13 protein-coding genes are annotated in these 15,855 nt (G+C 70.4%); 6 read left to right on the top strand and 7 right to left on the bottom strand.

From position 1 onward, the window contains the following. Positions 1-563: 563 nt before the first annotated feature. Genes AB0368_RS23060 through AB0368_RS23045 form a run of 4 tightly spaced genes read right to left on the bottom strand, consistent with a single transcriptional unit; the run spans position 564 to position 3,911 of the window. Positions 564-1,406 (bottom strand): phosphatase PAP2 family protein, encoded by an 843-nt coding sequence (locus AB0368_RS23060; RefSeq protein WP_366155995.1) that lies wholly within the window; start codon positions 1,404-1,406, stop codon positions 564-566. Between the two features lie 16 nt (positions 1,407-1,422). Next, positions 1,423-2,364, bottom strand: coding sequence for a phosphatase PAP2 family protein (locus AB0368_RS23055; protein ID WP_366155994.1), 942 nt, complete (start codon positions 2,362-2,364; stop codon positions 1,423-1,425). A gap of 30 nt (positions 2,365-2,394) precedes the next feature. Then, complete coding sequence (locus tag AB0368_RS23050; protein ID WP_366155993.1) at positions 2,395-3,231, bottom strand: polyphosphate polymerase domain-containing protein; 837 nt, start codon at positions 3,229-3,231, stop codon at positions 2,395-2,397. Further along, complete coding sequence (locus AB0368_RS23045) at positions 3,228-3,911, bottom strand: DUF4956 domain-containing protein (RefSeq protein WP_366155992.1); 684 nt, start codon at positions 3,909-3,911, stop codon at positions 3,228-3,230. Before AB0368_RS23045 ends, AB0368_RS23050 begins: the two co-directional genes overlap by 4 nt. Before the next feature lie 210 nt (positions 3,912-4,121). Between AB0368_RS23045 and AB0368_RS23040 the strand changes: the two genes are divergently transcribed. The 4 genes from AB0368_RS23040 to AB0368_RS23025 all read left to right on the top strand — a co-directional run bounded on the left by AB0368_RS23040 (position 4,122) and on the right by AB0368_RS23025 (position 8,434). After that, positions 4,122-4,799, top strand: coding sequence for a response regulator transcription factor (locus tag AB0368_RS23040; protein WP_366155991.1), 678 nt, complete (start codon positions 4,122-4,124; stop codon positions 4,797-4,799). A 1-nt stretch (position 4,800) separates the two neighbouring features. Further along, a complete protein-coding gene (locus tag AB0368_RS23035) occupies positions 4,801-6,267 on the top strand; it encodes an ATP-binding protein (RefSeq protein ID WP_366155990.1) in 1,467 nt (488 codons plus the stop codon). A 105-nt stretch (positions 6,268-6,372) separates the two neighbouring features. Next, a complete protein-coding gene (locus AB0368_RS23030) occupies positions 6,373-7,617 on the top strand; it encodes an MFS transporter (RefSeq protein ID WP_366155989.1) in 1,245 nt (414 codons plus the stop codon). Positions 7,618-7,924: 307 nt separating this feature from the next. Next, the gene (locus tag AB0368_RS23025) at positions 7,925-8,434 is read left to right on the top strand and encodes a DUF4396 domain-containing protein (RefSeq protein WP_366155988.1); all 510 of its coding nucleotides are present in this window, start codon (positions 7,925-7,927) and stop codon (positions 8,432-8,434) included. A 32-nt stretch (positions 8,435-8,466) separates the two neighbouring features. Here the strand turns inward: AB0368_RS23025 and AB0368_RS23020 are convergent, their stop codons facing one another. Both AB0368_RS23020 and AB0368_RS23015 read right to left on the bottom strand, forming a co-directional pair. Beyond that, complete coding sequence (locus AB0368_RS23020) at positions 8,467-9,129, bottom strand: DUF305 domain-containing protein (RefSeq protein WP_366155986.1); 663 nt, start codon at positions 9,127-9,129, stop codon at positions 8,467-8,469. Between the two features lie 83 nt (positions 9,130-9,212). Beyond that, positions 9,213-9,659, bottom strand: a complete 447-nt coding sequence (locus AB0368_RS23015) for a DUF6153 family protein (protein WP_366155985.1) — start codon at positions 9,657-9,659, stop codon at positions 9,213-9,215. Between the two features lie 502 nt (positions 9,660-10,161). On the opposite strand from AB0368_RS23015, the gene helR reads away from it, so the two are divergent. Then, the gene (gene helR, locus AB0368_RS23010; protein WP_366155984.1) at positions 10,162-12,318 is read left to right on the top strand and encodes an RNA polymerase recycling motor ATPase HelR; all 2,157 of its coding nucleotides are present in this window, start codon (positions 10,162-10,164) and stop codon (positions 12,316-12,318) included. Beyond that, positions 12,315-13,907: an MDR family MFS transporter gene (locus tag AB0368_RS23005; protein WP_366155983.1), complete on the top strand. Its 1,593-nt coding sequence runs from the start codon at positions 12,315-12,317 to the stop codon at positions 13,905-13,907. Before helR ends, AB0368_RS23005 begins: the two co-directional genes overlap by 4 nt. Here AB0368_RS23005 and AB0368_RS23000 read toward each other — a convergent pair. Further along, positions 13,852-15,816, bottom strand: coding sequence for an amino acid transporter (locus AB0368_RS23000; RefSeq protein ID WP_366155982.1), 1,965 nt, complete (start codon positions 15,814-15,816; stop codon positions 13,852-13,854). The genes AB0368_RS23005 and AB0368_RS23000 overlap by 56 nt on opposite strands. Between the last annotated feature and the right edge of the window lie 39 nt (positions 15,817-15,855).

The raw sequence follows: 15,855 nt of genomic DNA, 5'->3' as shown, positions 1-15,855 counted from the left end.
GGTCTGGACGGCTCGGCTGCGGGACGGGTGGTCTCAGGCCCGGTGCCGCGTTGCTCACCATGGTCTCTCCTCGCGTGTGTCGCATCCGACGTGCTGGTCGAACCGGGTCGCTGCGGAGGAAGGCACAGCGGGGTGAAGCGCCGGCCGGGTGTGAAGCTTCCCCACACCACACCCGGCCGGACTTCGCCGGCGGGTCCGTCGTCCGCTGCCCGGGGGTCGAGGGCGGCGGACGACGGTCCTGCCTGGTGCAGGCCCGGACCCGCGAATGCCCGGACCTTGCGTGCGGCGCTTCGCGGGCGCCGCACCCGGGAGCCACGCCGCGAACGCGGCTCCCTCAGTCAGTCCGAGCGCCCGACCGGCCGGCCGCTCCGCGGGACGGTCCGATCGTCGACTGCCAGGAGGGGCAACCGTCGGATCGGTGTCGGCCCGGCTGGAACAGCCGTTCGAACCAATCGAACACTCGTTCTAACTACTGGAGAGAGTAACACCCCCCTCCGACAAAAAAGCAATGTGACTGAGCGCGTTAGTTGGCGAAGGTTGAGCATGCTAGTTGGCGAAGTCGATCATGCGAGCAAGCTCGTCGGCGTACGCGCGGAGGGTGCGTTGTAGCGTCGGGTAGTGGTGCCCTGGCTTGCCCGCGCGTGTCCGCCACCATGCGCGGTCGATGTCGAGACCGGGGTCCTGCGGGGTGCCTGGAATGGTGCCGGGGGTGCGGCGGTGGGGCGCGAGGCGGTGTTCGCCTTGGGTGATGTGGATCCAGATGAGGGCTGTGGCGGTCGCGCGTTTGCGGCCGCTCCAGTCGGTTTGCCGACGCTGGGTGGCGTTTTCCCTGGTGCGGAGCTCGTCGGTGATCTGCTGCCGGCCAGGGCGCGGCGGGCCACGAGGTAGCTCATCAGGGTGACCAGCGCCCCGAGAGCCAGTCCGGCCAGGACGTCCTGGGGGTAGTGGGCGCCGACGTACACGCGGGCGAATCCCATCCCGGCGGCCGCGACGACGGCGGTCAGGCCGAGGCGCCAGCTGACGAGCAGCAGCCCGGCGGCGCCGGCCCCGGCCATGGTGGCGTGGTCGGAGGGAAATGACGGGTCGGTGCTAAGTGTGGCCAGTACCAGGATGTGCGGCAGGGTGGTGTAGGGGCGGGCTTCGCCGACGACGGCGGCGGCGATCGGTTGGTTCACGGCAGCGGCCAGCAGCATCCCGGCCGGCGCCCAGAGCGCGGCGGACATGACGGTGATGTTCGCGCGGCGGCGCGCGGTCCACCAGCCGGCGAGCAGCAGGAGCGCGAACAGCAGAGCGCCGCAGTCGGCGTAGGCCTTGACCGGGGTGTGCAGCCACGGGGTGTGCGGGGCTAGGTGGTTGACGTCGAGGAACCAGCGGGTACAGGACGCGGGGGCAGCAGCGATCAGCATGGTGGTCCGTTCGGGCTCAGGCCGACGGCGTCGGGCCGGCGGCGGCCAGCTGCGGCGGGACACATGCCGGTCGCTGTCCCGTTGACGTGAGCGGGGTCGGCGTGACTGCGGAGGTGGCCGGGATCGGCGCGGTCGAGGCCGGCGGGCAGGCTGCGGCGCTGGTGGTGCCGGTTTCGTAGTCGCCGATGAGGTCGCCGAGGAACGCGCCGGCGAGCAGGTCGCTGCGGTAGTGCCCGGCCATGTAGAGCCGGGAGTAGGCGACCTGGGCGGCCATGTAGGCGTACTCCTCGGTCCGGGGTGGGTAGGCGCGCGCCAGCAGGGTCAGGGCGGTGAACGCGTCGGCGGTGTGGGCCGACGGGTAGGACAGTTTCGCGGTGATACCGGCCTTGTCGGAGCGCAGGCTCGGATCGGCGATGAACGGCGCCTGCCGGTTGAACCGGGCCTGGGCCGCGGCGGTGATCGACTTGGCGAGGGCGAGGCTGGTCTTGAGCCGGGCGATCTGCGCGGCGCCCTGGTCGGCGGACTGCAGGTCGGCGAGGTCGTGGGCATAGAGGGTCCAGACGTTCTTCTTGCCGTACTGCTCGAGCCAAGTCGCTGCGGTGATCCCGGCCGGTGTGCGCTGAGCGGCCAACCGGCGGACCTCGGCAAGTTCGCCGGCCTGCTGCTGCGGATCCGGAGGCAGAGACAGGTGCGCGATGGCGAACGCGGTGAAAGCGGCGTCGTCCCGGCCGGGATGGGTCGCCGCCCACTGCACGTAGGCCTGATCGGCAAGCGGTCTTTGCGCGGCGAGAGCCTGCTGCAGAGGTGCGGTCTGCGCGGCGGTGAACAGCGCCGGCATCGGGTGCGACTTGATCGGGTTCGGTTTGTCAGCGGTGGAGAAGTAGGTGCCGGCGGCGACCGCGACGAGGACGACGACCGCGGCGGCGATCCCGATCTTGACCGTGCGGGCTTGCGCCATGGCGGATTCCTTCGTACGTCTCGGTGCGGGTCAGGAGCAGGCGGCGGCGTGGCTGGGCGGGCGGTGGTGCCCGGTCCTGGCCCCGATGTCGGCTGGGTGCGGGCCGGTGAAATGCCGGCGCAGCAGCGGCCGCCATGGCTGGTCCGGCAGGTGCGGGTGGGTCAGCGCCATGCCGGCGCAGTATTTGCTGACGTTGACGGGCCGGGCGCCGACCCGGCGCAGCAGGCTGTCGGCGTCGCTGCGGCCTCGAGCGGATTTGGTTTCCACCAGTACCAGGTCGTCGCGCAGGCCGGCGGTGACCGGCCCGGCGGTGAACCGCAGGCCGGTGTCGAGGGTGACCCGGCACGCCCCCAACCGGGCCGCGAGGGTGTGCCGGTGGTGGCTGACCAACAGCTGCGACTCAAGGTCGGTGGGCGCGGGGATGCCGTAGCGGGTGGCCAGGACCTCGGTCAGCAAAGCCGGTGCCAGGTCGGGGACCGTGGCGAACTGGGTAGCCGGCACGGTGCGGGCGTGCTTGTCGGTGCCGCCGCGTCCGTCTTTGAGTTTGATCTCGAAGCGGCACAGGCCGGTGTCGTCGTAGCAGCGGGTGCGGGCCTTGAACCGCAATCTTCGGCCCTGTCGGTGGGCGTGGAAGCAGGCGTGCTCCGCGGTGTCCAGGTAGCTGCTGCGGTACGCGAACGCGCTGACCCCGTCGATGGACAGCCGCCGGTGGCCGGCGGTCAACGCGTCGGCGACCTGGTCGAGCTGCTCCAGAGTGATCAGGTATTTGGTGTCGACGCGCTGCTGCAGCCCGGCTGCCGCGTCCAGCTCGGCCAGCCCAATCGGCGCGGCTGCGGCGAGACGGCCGCTGACCCAGTCGGTACTCACCGGTCAGCACCCTCGGTGTCCAGCACGAACTCGGCGCTCGGGGAACCGTCGGGGCGGCGGTAGCGCACCGCGACCCGGGTGGTGTCCCGCACGTCGTCGATCTCCAGCACCTTCAGCTCCACCACCGGCCCGCCCAGGCGTTCCTCGGCGGCGCGGCGCAGCTGCGGCGAGTCCGGATACGCACGGGCCAACGTCAGTCGGGCGGTGTGCACGGTCGGGTGCAGCGCCGGGTGATCGGCCAGGTACACCGCGATCAGCAGGGCCGCGGACAGGGCGATCGACAGGGCGAGGTTGCGGCCGGACAACCCGTTGACAAGCGAGAGGACCAGGGCGAGGAAGAAGTAGCCGATCTCCGCGGTCGAGAACGTCTGACTACGCAACCGGATGATCGACAACACGCCGAACAGGCCGAACCCGACGCCGGCCGGGAACTTCCCTGTGGTGATCATCGTCAGCGCGGCGAACAGCCCGATGTTGAAGCACACGTAGACCATCAGCAGTTCCCGGCCGCTGTGCCGGCGCGCGTACAACCCGGCGGTCAGCGCCAGCAGCGCCACCACGTCGACGGCAGCCCGGACCAGCAGGTCCGCAGCGTCCAGCGGACCCCGGCCCGCGTTCGCCGCCAGCACCACGTCATGCAGCAGGCGCATCTCAGCCCCGCCCGCCGGTTGCCCGAGCATGGCGGGTGGCAACGTGAGTCGCCGGGGCGCAGGGCACAGTCGTCACGGACGCGTTCTCCTCGCGAAGCGGGGGCGGGGTGTCGGCGCAGCTCACCGGCTCGACGCACGGTAGTGAACGCACCATGAAGGAAAGATGAAGACCCACGACCGGTGTGATGCACTGCCGTTACCGCCAACGTCGGTGGGGCGAGATCGGTGAAGGGTGGGCTCGTGCGGGTGCTGGTGATCGAGGACGAACGGCGCCTGGCCGACCTGATCGCCCGCGGCCTGCGCGAAGCGGGGCACGCCGTGCAGGTATGCCACACCGGCACCGACGGGCTGCTCGCCGCCGCCACGCAGCCCTACGACACGGTGGTGCTGGATGTGATGCTGCCCGGCCTGGACGGCTTCGCCGTCTGCCGCGGCCTGCGCGAACGCGGCATCGGCGTGCCGATCCTCATGCTCACCGCCCGCACTCAGGTCCCCGACCGGGTCGCCGGCCTCGACGCCGGCGCCGACGACTACCTGAGCAAACCGTTCGCCTTCGACGAACTCCTCGCCCGGCTGCGGGCGTTGCACCGCCGCGCCACCCCCGGCGACACCGCCGCCCTACAAGCCGGGGACCTGCGCCTGGACCGCGGCGCCCGGCGGGTGTTGCGCGGCGACACCGAAATAGACCTGTCGGCCCGCGAGTTCGACATCCTCGCCCTGCTGCTAGCCCGCGCCGGGCAATGCGTGACCCGATATCAGATCCTCGACGAGGTCTGGGACGGCGAAACCGACCTGCGCTCCAACGTCATCGACGTGCACGTCGCGACCCTGCGCAGCAAGGTCGACAAACCATTCGGGCGGGCCGCGATCCAAACACTGCGCGGCGCCGGATACCGACTCGACCCCGCCGGCGGCTGACATGCCCCCCATCACCACCACCTCCGCCGTACGGCGTCGGGCCGCCGCGCTGTGGGGGAGACTGCCGCTGCGGATCCGGCTGGTCGCCGGGTTCGCCGCCGCCATGTTGCTGGTGCTCACCGCCGCCGGGGCGTTCGTCTACCTGCGGGTGCAGTACGCCCTGGACCTGCGCCTGAACGAGGACCTCGCCGAGCAGTCCGCCCAGCTGCGCGCCGCGGCTACCACCTCAGCCGGCCCCCGCGACGCACCGCTGCTTCCGCACGGCCAGTACTACCAGCTACTCGACACCAGCAACCGGGTGCTCGCCTCCGCACCCGGCCTGCCCAGGCCCTCCCTGCTACGCCCGGCCGAGCTACGCACCGCCCTGCGCGCTCCGCTGCGCGAGGACCGCGGTGAGCTGCTGCCGATCAGCGACCGGCCGCTGCGGCTCCTCGCCGTACCCCTGCACCCCGGCGCCACCACAGCGACCGGGCCCGCGGTCGCATTGGTCGCCGTCCGTCGTGACCAACGCGACGAAGCCCTACGAGAACTGATCGGCCAGCTCGCCCTGGCGCAACTCGCCGCTCTCGCCGTCGCGTCGCTCGTCGGCTACCGCCTCGCCCGCGCCGCACTCGTACCCGTCGAGCGGTACCGCACCCAAGCCGCGCAGATCGCCGCCGGCGCCACCGGCGTACGCCTGAGCGTCCCGCCCGGATCCCACGACGAGGTCGCCCGCCTCGGCCGCACCCTCAACGACATGCTCACCGCCCTCGAGACCGCACTGGAGCGTGAACGCCGGTTCGTGGCCGACGCCAGCCACGAACTGCGCACCCCGCTGACCCTGCTGTCCACCGAGCTGGAGTTGGCGCTGCGCCGCACCCGCAGCACCACCGAACTCGAAGACGTCGTGCGGCGCGCCGCCGCCGATACCCAGGACCTCATCAACCTCGCCGACACCCTGCTACGGGTCGGCACCCCCGCCGACCCGGCCCGCGTCGCGGACACCAGCGTCGACGTCACCGAACTGCTCGCCACGATTACCGACCGATACCGCGCCACCACCGCCGGCCGGCTGCTACATGTACAGGTCGCACCCGGTCTGTTGGTCCACGGCGACGCCGCCGCGCTCGGACAGACCCTGACCAACCTTTTCGACAACGCCGTCCGGCACGGCGCCGGTCCGATCACCGTGCACGCCGACACCCTCGGCGCCGCGGTCCGCATCGTCGTCCACGACGAAGGACCGGGCATCGAACCCGGGTTCCTGCCACACGCCACCGAACGCTTCACCCGCGCCGACACCGCCCGTACCACACCTGGCACCGGGCTCGGCCTGTCGCTGGTCGACGCCATCGTCACCGCCCACCACGGCGAACTACGTATCTGCTCCCGCGGACTGCACCACCGCACGGCCCGGCGATTCGACCACGACTGCGAGCACCCCACCAGCGGCACCACCATCACAGTGCTGATCTCATCATCGTGCTGATGCGTGCAGCACATCCGCACGGCCGGGACGCTGCATCGCCGTGAGGCTCACCGGAAGACAAGCGTGACCAGTGATTTGTGCACCCCGACGAGGTGAGGAGGGTCGGTGGCAGAACCGCGGGTGAAGGGTGCCGACTCGCCGCGCGGCTGGTCGCCGTGGCGCACCGTGGTCGGCTTTGGACTGGTCAGCCTGGCCGGGGACATGGTCTACGAAGGCGCCCGCTCCGTGTACGGGCCGCTGCTGGCATCCGTCGGCGCGTCCGCGACCATCGTCGGGCTCGTCACCGGCGCCGGCGAAGCCACCGCGCTGCTGCTGCGGCTGGTGTCCGGCCCCTTCGCCGACCGCACCCGCCGCTACTGGACCCTGACCTTGCTCGGCTACGCGCTCACCGCAATCTGTGTGCCGCTGCTGGCCGTCACACCCGCCCTGGGCGGCGCCGGTCTGGCCGTCGCCGCCACCTTGATCCTGGCCGAACGGCTTGGCAAGGCGGTCCGTAGTCCCGCCAAGTCCGCACTGCTCGCCGACGCCGCCGAACACGTCGGCATGGGCCGCGGCCTCGGCGTGCACAAAGCCCTCGATCAAATCGGCGCGTTCGCCGGACCGCTGCTGGTCGCCGCCCTCGTCGCATACGGCGCCGGGCGACTCTCGCTGCCCCTCGCAGCCCTGGCCGTACCCGGCGCGGCGTCGATCCTGCTCCTGATCGTCCTGCGCTCACGCAGCCGTAGCCTCGAACAGCCGACGCCCACCGATGTCACCGAACCGGCGACGACCGTCGCAGCCCCGACGCCGGTACGGCTGCCGGCCCGGTTCTGGTGGTTCGCTGCCGCCGCCGGGCTGTGCACGGCCGGCCTGGTCACGTACGGGCTCATCGGCTTCCATCTCACCCAAGGACACCTGGTAGCGAATGCCGTCGTACCGCTGCTCTACGCCGCGGCGATGGCCGCCGGAGCGGTCATCGCGCTGATCACCGGCCTGCTCTACGACCGTTGCGGGCCCTGGATCCTGCTGGCACTGCCGATGATGGTCGCCGCGGTCCCCCCGCTCGTGTTCACCGCCAGCCTTGCCATGGTCGTGACCGGAATCCTGCTGTGGGGCGCCGCCGTCGGACTGCAGGACTCCACCGTCAAGGCCCTGGTCGCCGATTTGGTCCCCCGAAACCGGCGGGCTACCGCCTATGGACTGTTCGCCGCCGTCCAAGGTGCGGGCGCCCTCGCCGGCGGCGCCGCCGCCGGAGCCCTCTACCAATATTCCCGCACCGCACTGGTCATCGCCGTTGCCGCCAGCCAAGCCGTCGCTCTACTGATCCTGATCACCCGCCTCGCCACCACACCCACGCCCATCCGAGACTGACCGCAGAACGCCGCAGATCCAAACCCGAGACGGTGTCCGCAACTGCGACCCGCTTCGGATATTGCGGTAGCTGGTCATGGGCCCGACGGCACAGGATGTGGCGATCTCAGCCATGGTGAGCTGGCGGAAGTCATACATCCGTTGAGCCCCGCCCCGGCCGCGGACGGCCCGGCGGGCGACGGTGCGTGCACGACGGCGGAGCGGTGACCTGCGGGGGAACTGTTTCGGCCTGTACTAAGGGGCTCCAGCCACTAGCGAAATATACCCCCCGGAGGTACCTTGGGCGGTGCCGACAAGGAGGCTCGACATGGATCACCACGCCCACCACGACACTGGGACGGACCACAGCGCCCACCAGCACCCGACCCGGCAGGCGACCACTTGGACGGCGGCGGCGCAGGCCACCCTGCACTGCCTGACCGGCTGCGCCATCGGCGAAGTCCTCGGCATGGTCATCGGCACCGTGCTCGGGTTCCGCAACGCCGCCACCGTGGTGCTGTCGATCGCGTTGGCGTTCGTGTTCGGCTACGCGCTGACGATGCGCGGCGTGCTGCGCGCCGGGGTGGACCTGCGCACCGCGTTTACGATCGCGCTGGCCGCCGATACCGTCTCCATCGCGATCATGGAATTGCTCGACAACGCGTTCATTATCGCCGTGCCCGGCGCCATGGACGCCGGGCTGACCAGCGTGTTGTTCTGGGCATCCCTGGCCGGCTCGCTGGTCGTGGCGTTCCTGCTCACGACCCCGGTCAACCGGTGGATGATCTCGTGGGGAAAGGGCCACGCGGTCGTGCACCAGTACCACCACGCCCACTAACGCCGAACTGGGGCGATGCGCGCGACGGCCGGCTACAGCCGGTCGAGCATGGCCTGCATCGTGGTGATCTCGGCCTGCTGATCCGTGATGATCTTCGCGGCGAGAGCCTTCGCGTCGGTGTTGTCACCCCCGAGGGTCTCCAGCTTTGCCATCGAGATCGCGCCTTGATGGTGGTCGATCATCACGGCGAGGAACTGCTTGTCGAACGCGGCGCCCCTCGCCGCAGCCAGTTTGGTCATGTCGGCCTGCGACATCGCGCCCGGCATGCCGCCGTGTCCCATGCTCGACATCGCGTCGGGCATCGCCATGCCACCGCTCATCACCGGCGTCGGCTCGGGGCTGCCCCAGGCGCTCAGCCATCCGGTCATGGTGTCGATCTGGGGCTGCTGCGCAACCTTGATCTTCCCGGCGAGGGTCTTGACCTCAGGATCCGCGGCGCGGGTGCTGGCCAACTCCGCCATCTCGATGGCCTGCCGGTGGTGCACGACCATCATCTTGGCGAACGTCACGTCAGCGTCGGCGAACGGCGACGCGCTCCCCGACGCACTGGCCGGGGCGCCCGGCGTCATGCCGGAGCCGTGGTCCATCCCGGAACCGGACGAGGAATCACCGCCGCCGCAGGCGGACAGCACGATAGTGGCGGTCACGGCAGCGCCGGCCAGCAGGGCACGACGCAGCACAACAGAACGTGTCAACACAACAGTGAGCCTTTCGATATCGGTGAACGTGCGCGAGAACGTGAACGCCCACCCCTTGGAAGGGGTGGCTCAGCGACGTTCTATAGGCGCAGCACCGACATCGCGGCCAGGACCAACCCGAACCGCACCGGAGGCGCCCGGGCGCCAGCCACACGGCGCCCACCCTGCAACCCCGACATGCGCCGGCGCATCACCGCCGCCCACCACAGCGCGGCGAGCAGAACCAGCACCGCGAACCCGCTCAGGACCGCCAGGCAGACACTCCAACCGGCCATACCACCGTCACCACTCGACAGCGGCCCGAGGTGCGTACAACCGCCGGCGCAGCCCTCACCCTTTGCCGCACCGACGGCCATCGCCTGCATCGCGAGGGTGCCGACGGTGACGTGCCCGCCGGCGGAGTGCTCACCGGCCGCGTGCGTTCCCGCATGGCCCAGGGTGTGCATCGCAGCCAGACCGAACAACGTGCAGGCCAGCAGCAGCCACCGGGCCACCCGGCCCGTGCCCGCCACCTCGGCCCGCGTCATACACCCACGCTAGCCGGTAGCTCACGGAATGCCCCGCGCCGGGCTGACCTCTCACGGCAGATCCGCACCCCGGCCGCCTCGTAACGGCCAAGCTGGGAACATCCCGCCGCGGGGGAAACCAACACCTCTCCGAGCTCGACACGACGGAGTCGAGCAGCCTCGCCAACTAAGGTGCTCAGACTCGCCAACTATCGCGCTCAGTCACAGAAGGCCGGGGCCGAAGGGGACCCAGCGGGCGACCAAAACCGGGGGCGAAGGCCCGAGGGCGGCAAAGACCGGGGAGCGAAGACGAGCCCGGACCGCGAGAGGGAGGAGGCACACACACTCCTTCCACTTTCAAGATATAGCGGACCCCGGGGCTTGCGGCAAGACCCGGGTCATGGCGCAGAATCGGTCGCTCAAGGCCGGGATCTTCGCAAATGGGGGAATACGACATGCGGATGCTGGCGTCCGGACGACCCGAACCGACGACGGAGTGTGACGAGACCGAGGAGCTGATGGCGTGAATCCGCCGCTGATCACCGGCGTGTTCGACCTTCCCGACCACCTGTCCCACAAGGCCGACCCGAAGCTGATCGCCGGCGACGAGCTGCACTTCGCGGCCATCGCGGAGAGCCTTCAGCAGTCGATCGCCGACCTGTCCGACAGCCTCGATGCCGAGCGCAAGGCTCCCGGTGGCATGGGCCGGCGGGCCGCCGACCGGGACACCGAGATCCGCCGGCTCACCGCCCGCCTGCGCGCCCTGCGTCGCTTCGGGCTGGATCTGTGCCTCGGGCGCATGGTGGGCGCGGACGGCTCCGAGCCCCTGTACGTGGGGCGGCTGGGTCTCACGGACGGAGCGGGTCGCCGGCTGTTGCTCGACTGGCGCTCTCCGGCGGCCGAGCCGTTCTTCGGGGCGACCCACGCCGACCCGATGGGCCTGGCGAGCCGCCGCCGGTATCGCTGGGCCCGGGGGCGGATCAACGACTACTGGGACGAGGTGTTCACGCCGGAGGGGTTCGAGGGGCACGCCGCGCTCGACGACCAGTCCGCCTTCATCGCCAGCCTGGGCGGCAACCGGTCGGCGCGGATGCGTGATGTGCTCGGCACCATCCAGGCGGACCAGGACGTTATCATCAGGGCGGGTTCGCGGGGCGCTCTCGTCGTCGACGGCGGTCCAGGTACGGGAAAGACCGTCGTCGCGCTGCACCGGACGGCGTACCTGCTCTACTCCGATCCCCGCCTGGGCCATCGCCGGGGCGGCGTGCTGTTCGTCGGCCCGCACCAGCCCTATCTGGCCTATGTGGAGGACGTCCTCCCCAGCCTCGGGGAGGAGGGCGTGCAGTCCTGCACCCTGCGGGCCCTCGTCGAGGAGGGAGCCTCGGCGGCGGTGGAGGAGGATCCGGAGGTGGCCCGCCTCAAGTCGTCCGCGGATCTGGTACGGGCCATCGAGACGGCCGTCCGGTTCTACGAGGAGCCGCCGGAACCGATGACCGTGCCGACCGGCGACTCCGACATCCGGCTGACCGCCGACGACTGGGCCGAGGCGTTCGAGGCGCCGGGCCCCGGCACGCCGCACAACGAGGCGCGTGACGAGATCTGGGAGGAGCTGCTGACGATCCTGCTGACGAAGTACGACGGCGACGAGCCGGACGACATGGTCCGCAGGGCGCTGCTGCAGAACCGGGAGCTGCTCACCGCCTTCAACCGCGGCTGGCCGTTGCTCGAGGCGACCGACGTCGTCGCCGATCTGTGGTCGGTGCCCGCGTACCTGCGCAAATGTGCTCCCTGGCTGAGTCCCGGCGACATCCGCAGGCTGCAGCGCGGCGACGACGCCTGCGCCTGGACGGTGTCGGACCTGCCGCTGCTGGATGCGGCTCGCCGGCGGCTCGGCGATCGGGAGGCGTCACGGCGCAACCGCCGGCACGACGCCGCGGTCGCCACCGAACGCGCGCGCATGTCGAGGGTCATCGACGACCTGCTCGAGTCCACCGTCTACGACGACGGGGAGGGTCTGCTGACGATGCTGCACCAGCAGGATCTGCGGGACGTACTGGTCGATGATGCGGCACTGCCCGGCACCGATCCGGACGTGCTCGCCGGGCCGTTCGCGCACATCGTCGTGGACGAGGCCCAGGAGCTGACCGACGCGGAGTGGCAGATGCTGCTGCTGCGCTGCCCGTCCCGCAGCTTCACCATCGTCGGGGACCGCGCCCAGGCGAGGCAAGGATTCACGGAGTCATGGGGGGAACGGCTCAAGCGGGCCGGGTTCGACCGGGTCACGCTGGCCTCACTGAGCATCAACTACCGGACGCCGGAGGAGGTCATGGCGGAGGCCGAGCCGGTCATCCGGGCCGTGCTCCCCGACGCCAACGTGCCGACCTCCATCCGCAGCAACGGCATTCCCGTCGTCCACGGATCCACGTCGGACCTCGGCTCGATCCTCGACACCTGGCAGGCCGAGCACGCGGAGGGGGTCGCCTGTGTCATCGGCGATCCCTCGTTCCGGGAGACGTCCCGCGTCCGATCGCTGACACCGGAGCTCGCCAAGGGACTCGAGTTCGATCTGGTGGTTCTCATGGGCGACGGGATTGAAGGGGCGGTCGACCGCTACGTCGCGATGACCCGGGCTACCCGGCAACTCGTCATTCTGACAACGACCACGGAGGACGGTAAATGACGTCGGTGACCACCGGGAAGATGTCGCATCGGGAGGTCGTCCAGGCGCTGTCCGGCCTGATGCTCGGCCTGTTCGTGACGATCCTGGCCTCCACCATCGTGTCGAACGCGCTGCCGCGGATCATCGCCGATCTCGGCGGCTCGCAGTCCGTCTACACGTGGATCGTCACCACCGAGCTGCTGGCCATGACGGCAACCGTGCCGCTGTGGGGCAAGATGGCCGACCTCTACAGCAAGAAGCTCCTGACCCAGGTCTCGCTCGGCATGTTCGTCGCCGGCTCGCTGATCGCCGGCCTCACGCCGAACGTCGGGGTCCTCATCGTCAGCCGGGTCGTCCAGGGCGTCGGCGCGGGCGGCATGGGCGCACTCGCGCTGATCGTGATGGCCGCGATGATCCCGCCCCGCGAGATGGGCCGCTACTCCGGCATGTTCGGCGCCATCTTCGGCGCCGCGACCATCGCCGGGCCGCTGATCGGCGGACTGCTGGTGGACACGTCGTGGCTCGGCTGGCGCTGGTGCTTCCTCATCGGCGTGCCGTTCTCGCTGGCCGCGATCGCGTTGCTGCAGAAGACGTTGCGGCTGCCGGCGACGCCACGCCGGCCGGTCTCCATCGACTGGCTCGGCGCCGTCGTGATCACGGCGGGCGTGTGCGACCTGCTGATCTGGTCGACCCTGGCCGGTCATCGCTTCCCCTGGGCGTCGTGGCAGACCGCGGCCTTCGTCGTGGGCGGGCTCCTGCTGCTCACCCTTGCCCTGTACGTGGAATCGCGGGCCGCGGAGCCGATCATCCGGTTGGGCATCTTCCGGAACCGGACGGTCTCGCTGGCCATCGTCGCGAGCGTGCTGGTCGGCCTGGCCATGTTCGGTGGCACGGTGTTCCTGTCGCAGTACTTCCAGATCTCGCTCGGCAAGTCGCCGACGGTCGCCGGGCTGATGAGCCTGCCGCTCGTCTTCGGCCTGCTGGTGTCCTCGACCGTCGCCGGTCAGCTGATCACCAGGTACGGCCGCTGGAAGCCGTACCTGGTGGCCGGGGCGGTGGTGCTGACCTGCGGGATGCTGCTGCTCAGCACGATCGATGCGCACACCGGCGTACCGACGCTGGCGGTGTTCATGGGGGTGCTCGGCGTCGGCGTCGGCATGCTGATCCAGAACCTGGTGCTGGCGGCCCAGAACGACGTTCCCGCGCAGGAACTGGGCGCGACCACCTCGTCGCTGACGTTCTTCCGGAGCATGGGCGGCGCGATCGGCGTCAGCGCGCTGGGCGCCGTGCTGGCCGACCGGGTGACCTCGATGCTGGCCGAGCGCTTCGGCACGGCCGCGACGGGCGGCACCGCGAAGGTGCCCGATCTGGCCACCCTGCCGCCGGAGGTGCTGACCGTCGTCCGCGACGTCTACGGCGAGGCGACCGCCGGTCTGTTCCTGGTGGGCGCCCCGATCGCGCTGCTCGCCGTGATCGCGGTCCTGTTCATCCAGGAGAAGCCGCTGCACACCTTGAGCGGCGACGAACGCCGCGCGCAGGAGGAGAACGAGGGCGTCAGCCCACGTGGATACCCGGGCGACGAGCCGGATCCGGCTCGCTCTTACGGATGATCTCGCGGACCACGGGCGCGGTGTCTCCGCGGCCCAGCAGCAGGTAGCGGAACAGGTGGACCAGCGGGCTGCCCTCCGCCCACTCGAAGTAGCAGTGCGGCTGCACGCCCGTGGCGTCGCGCAGGGCGAGCAGGACGGCGGCGATCGCATTGGGGGCGGCCGGGCTCTGGACCCGGAGGATCCGGTACGGGCCGACCTCGACGCCGTGCACCGTGAGGACGTTGCTGAACTCGGACGGGTCGGCCACGTCGATCTCGAGGAACATCAGGTCGGCCGTGCCCGGCACCGGGTTCATCCCGCGCTGCTCGCCCTCCTTGGCCGCGTACTCGTCCTCGTCGCCGGCCTGGCGGCGGTTGGCGATCAGGTTGAGCTCGCCGTCGTACGCGATCGAGTCGGCGATGAAGCGGCGGGCCGGCTCGTCGAACTCGATGCGGTCGGCCCGCAGCTCGGTCGTGCGGCTCACCCGGGAGATGAGGGAGACGATGATGATGCCGGCGACGAACACGGCCGAGATGGCGATGCCGTCCGGTTTCTCGATGATGTTGTCGCCGAGGGCGTACAGCAGGATCAGGGTGAGCACTGTGAAGCCGATGGTGGCGCCACGCTGCCGGCGGCGGGCCGCAGAGATGGCGACCGCGATGGCGCCGGAGACCATCATGGCCAGGATGCCGGTCGCGTACGCACCCGCCTGCGCGTTGACGTCCGCACCGAAGGCGATGGTGATGCCGACGCTGATCACGGTGTAGACCAGCACGACCGGGCGTACGGCACGACCCCAGTCCGGGGCCATGCCGTACGCGGGCAGGTAGCGCGGCACGATGTTGATCAGGCCGGCCATCGCGGAGGCGCCCGCGAACCACAGGATGAGGATGCTGCTGACGTCGTACACCGTGCCGAAGGCCTCGCCCAGCTTCTCGTGGGCCAGGTAGGCCAGCGCCCGCCCGTTGGCCGCGCCGCCCGGCTCGAACTCCTCGTGCGGGATCAGCACCGTGGTGACGAAGCTGGTGAGCAGCAGGTAGACGCTCATGATGAGGGCGGCGACGGTGAGCAGCTTGCGCGTGTTGCGGATCCGGGCCTCGAGCCGCTCGGCCGGGGACTCGCCGGAGGCGGCGATCAGCGGCATCATGCTGACGCCGGTCTCGAAGCCGGACAGGCCGAGCACCAGCGCGGGGAAGGCGAGGAACGCCGACGACACCGTGCCGAACCCGCCCGCGGATATCCCGTCCATCCACTGAGAGAAGGCGTGCGGGACGGTGAAGACGTCGATCAGGCCGACGATCGTGACCACCGCGTTGAGCCCGAGGAAGACCGCTACCAGCGGGATCGCGACCTTGACGGCCTCGCTGAAGCCGAGCAGGAACACGAACCCGAGGATGAGCAGCAGCGCGACCGTGATCGGCACCGCGTGCCCGTGCAGGAATCCCGGCAGGTACGGGTTCTCCGACATGTGCACGGTCGCGTCGGCCGCGGAGAGCGTGATCGTGATGATCCACGAGGTGGCGACGAAGCCGAGCAGCACGAGGACGAACAGTTTGCCGTACCAGAAGGGCAACAGGTCCTCGAGCATGGCGACCGAGCCCTGGCCGTGCGGGCTCTCCCGGGCGACGCGCCTGTACATCGGGAGCATGCCGAGGAGGGTGAGCGCGACGATGAGCAGCGTGGCCAGCGGCGACAGGGCGCCGGCTGCCAGGGCGGCGATGGCCGGCAGGTAGGAGAGCGTGGAGAAGTAGTCCACGCCGGTCAGCGCCATGACCTTCCACCACGGCTGCTGGTGGGCCTCGTTCTCCGCCGCCTCGGGCCCGACCGGCTGCACCCGGTTGGCCAGTAACCAGCGGGTCACTCGGTGGCGAGGTGCGGGCGTCGGCGCCGGGCTGTTCACGGACGCCGGCACGTTGATCTCAGTGCTCATCGCCTGTCAGCATGCACCATGGTTTCGACACCCGTACCG

This window comes from Actinoplanes sp. NPDC051475 (genome assembly GCF_040689425.1).
In the GTDB taxonomy this organism is placed as follows: Bacteria; Actinomycetota; Actinomycetes; order Mycobacteriales; family Micromonosporaceae; genus Actinoplanes.
The sequence above is the reverse complement of the archived record's forward strand: the minus strand, read 5'-3'. Positions and strand labels throughout refer to the sequence as shown.

What these genes read in the sequence shown, in the direction of transcription:
- AB0368_RS23025 (WP_366155988.1), top strand. Translation starts at nt 7,925, where the DNA reads ATGGATCACCACGCCCACCACGACACTGGGACGGACCACAGCGCCCAC.
- AB0368_RS23035 (WP_366155990.1), top strand. Translation starts at nt 4,801, where the DNA reads ATGCCCCCCATCACCACCACCTCCGCCGTACGGCGTCGGGCCGCCGCG.
- AB0368_RS23000 (WP_366155982.1), bottom strand. Translation starts at nt 15,816, where the DNA reads ATGAGCACTGAGATCAACGTGCCGGCGTCCGTGAACAGCCCGGCGCCG.
- AB0368_RS23015 (WP_366155985.1), bottom strand. Translation starts at nt 9,659, where the DNA reads ATGACGCGGGCCGAGGTGGCGGGCACGGGCCGGGTGGCCCGGTGGCTG.
- AB0368_RS23045 (WP_366155992.1), bottom strand. Translation starts at nt 3,911, where the DNA reads ATGCTCGGGCAACCGGCGGGCGGGGCTGAGATGCGCCTGCTGCATGAC.
- AB0368_RS23005 (WP_366155983.1), top strand. Translation starts at nt 12,315, where the DNA reads ATGACGTCGGTGACCACCGGGAAGATGTCGCATCGGGAGGTCGTCCAG.
- AB0368_RS23060 (WP_366155995.1), bottom strand. Translation starts at nt 1,406, where the DNA reads ATGCTGATCGCTGCTGCCCCCGCGTCCTGTACCCGCTGGTTCCTCGAC.
- AB0368_RS23055 (WP_366155994.1), bottom strand. Translation starts at nt 2,364, where the DNA reads ATGGCGCAAGCCCGCACGGTCAAGATCGGGATCGCCGCCGCGGTCGTC.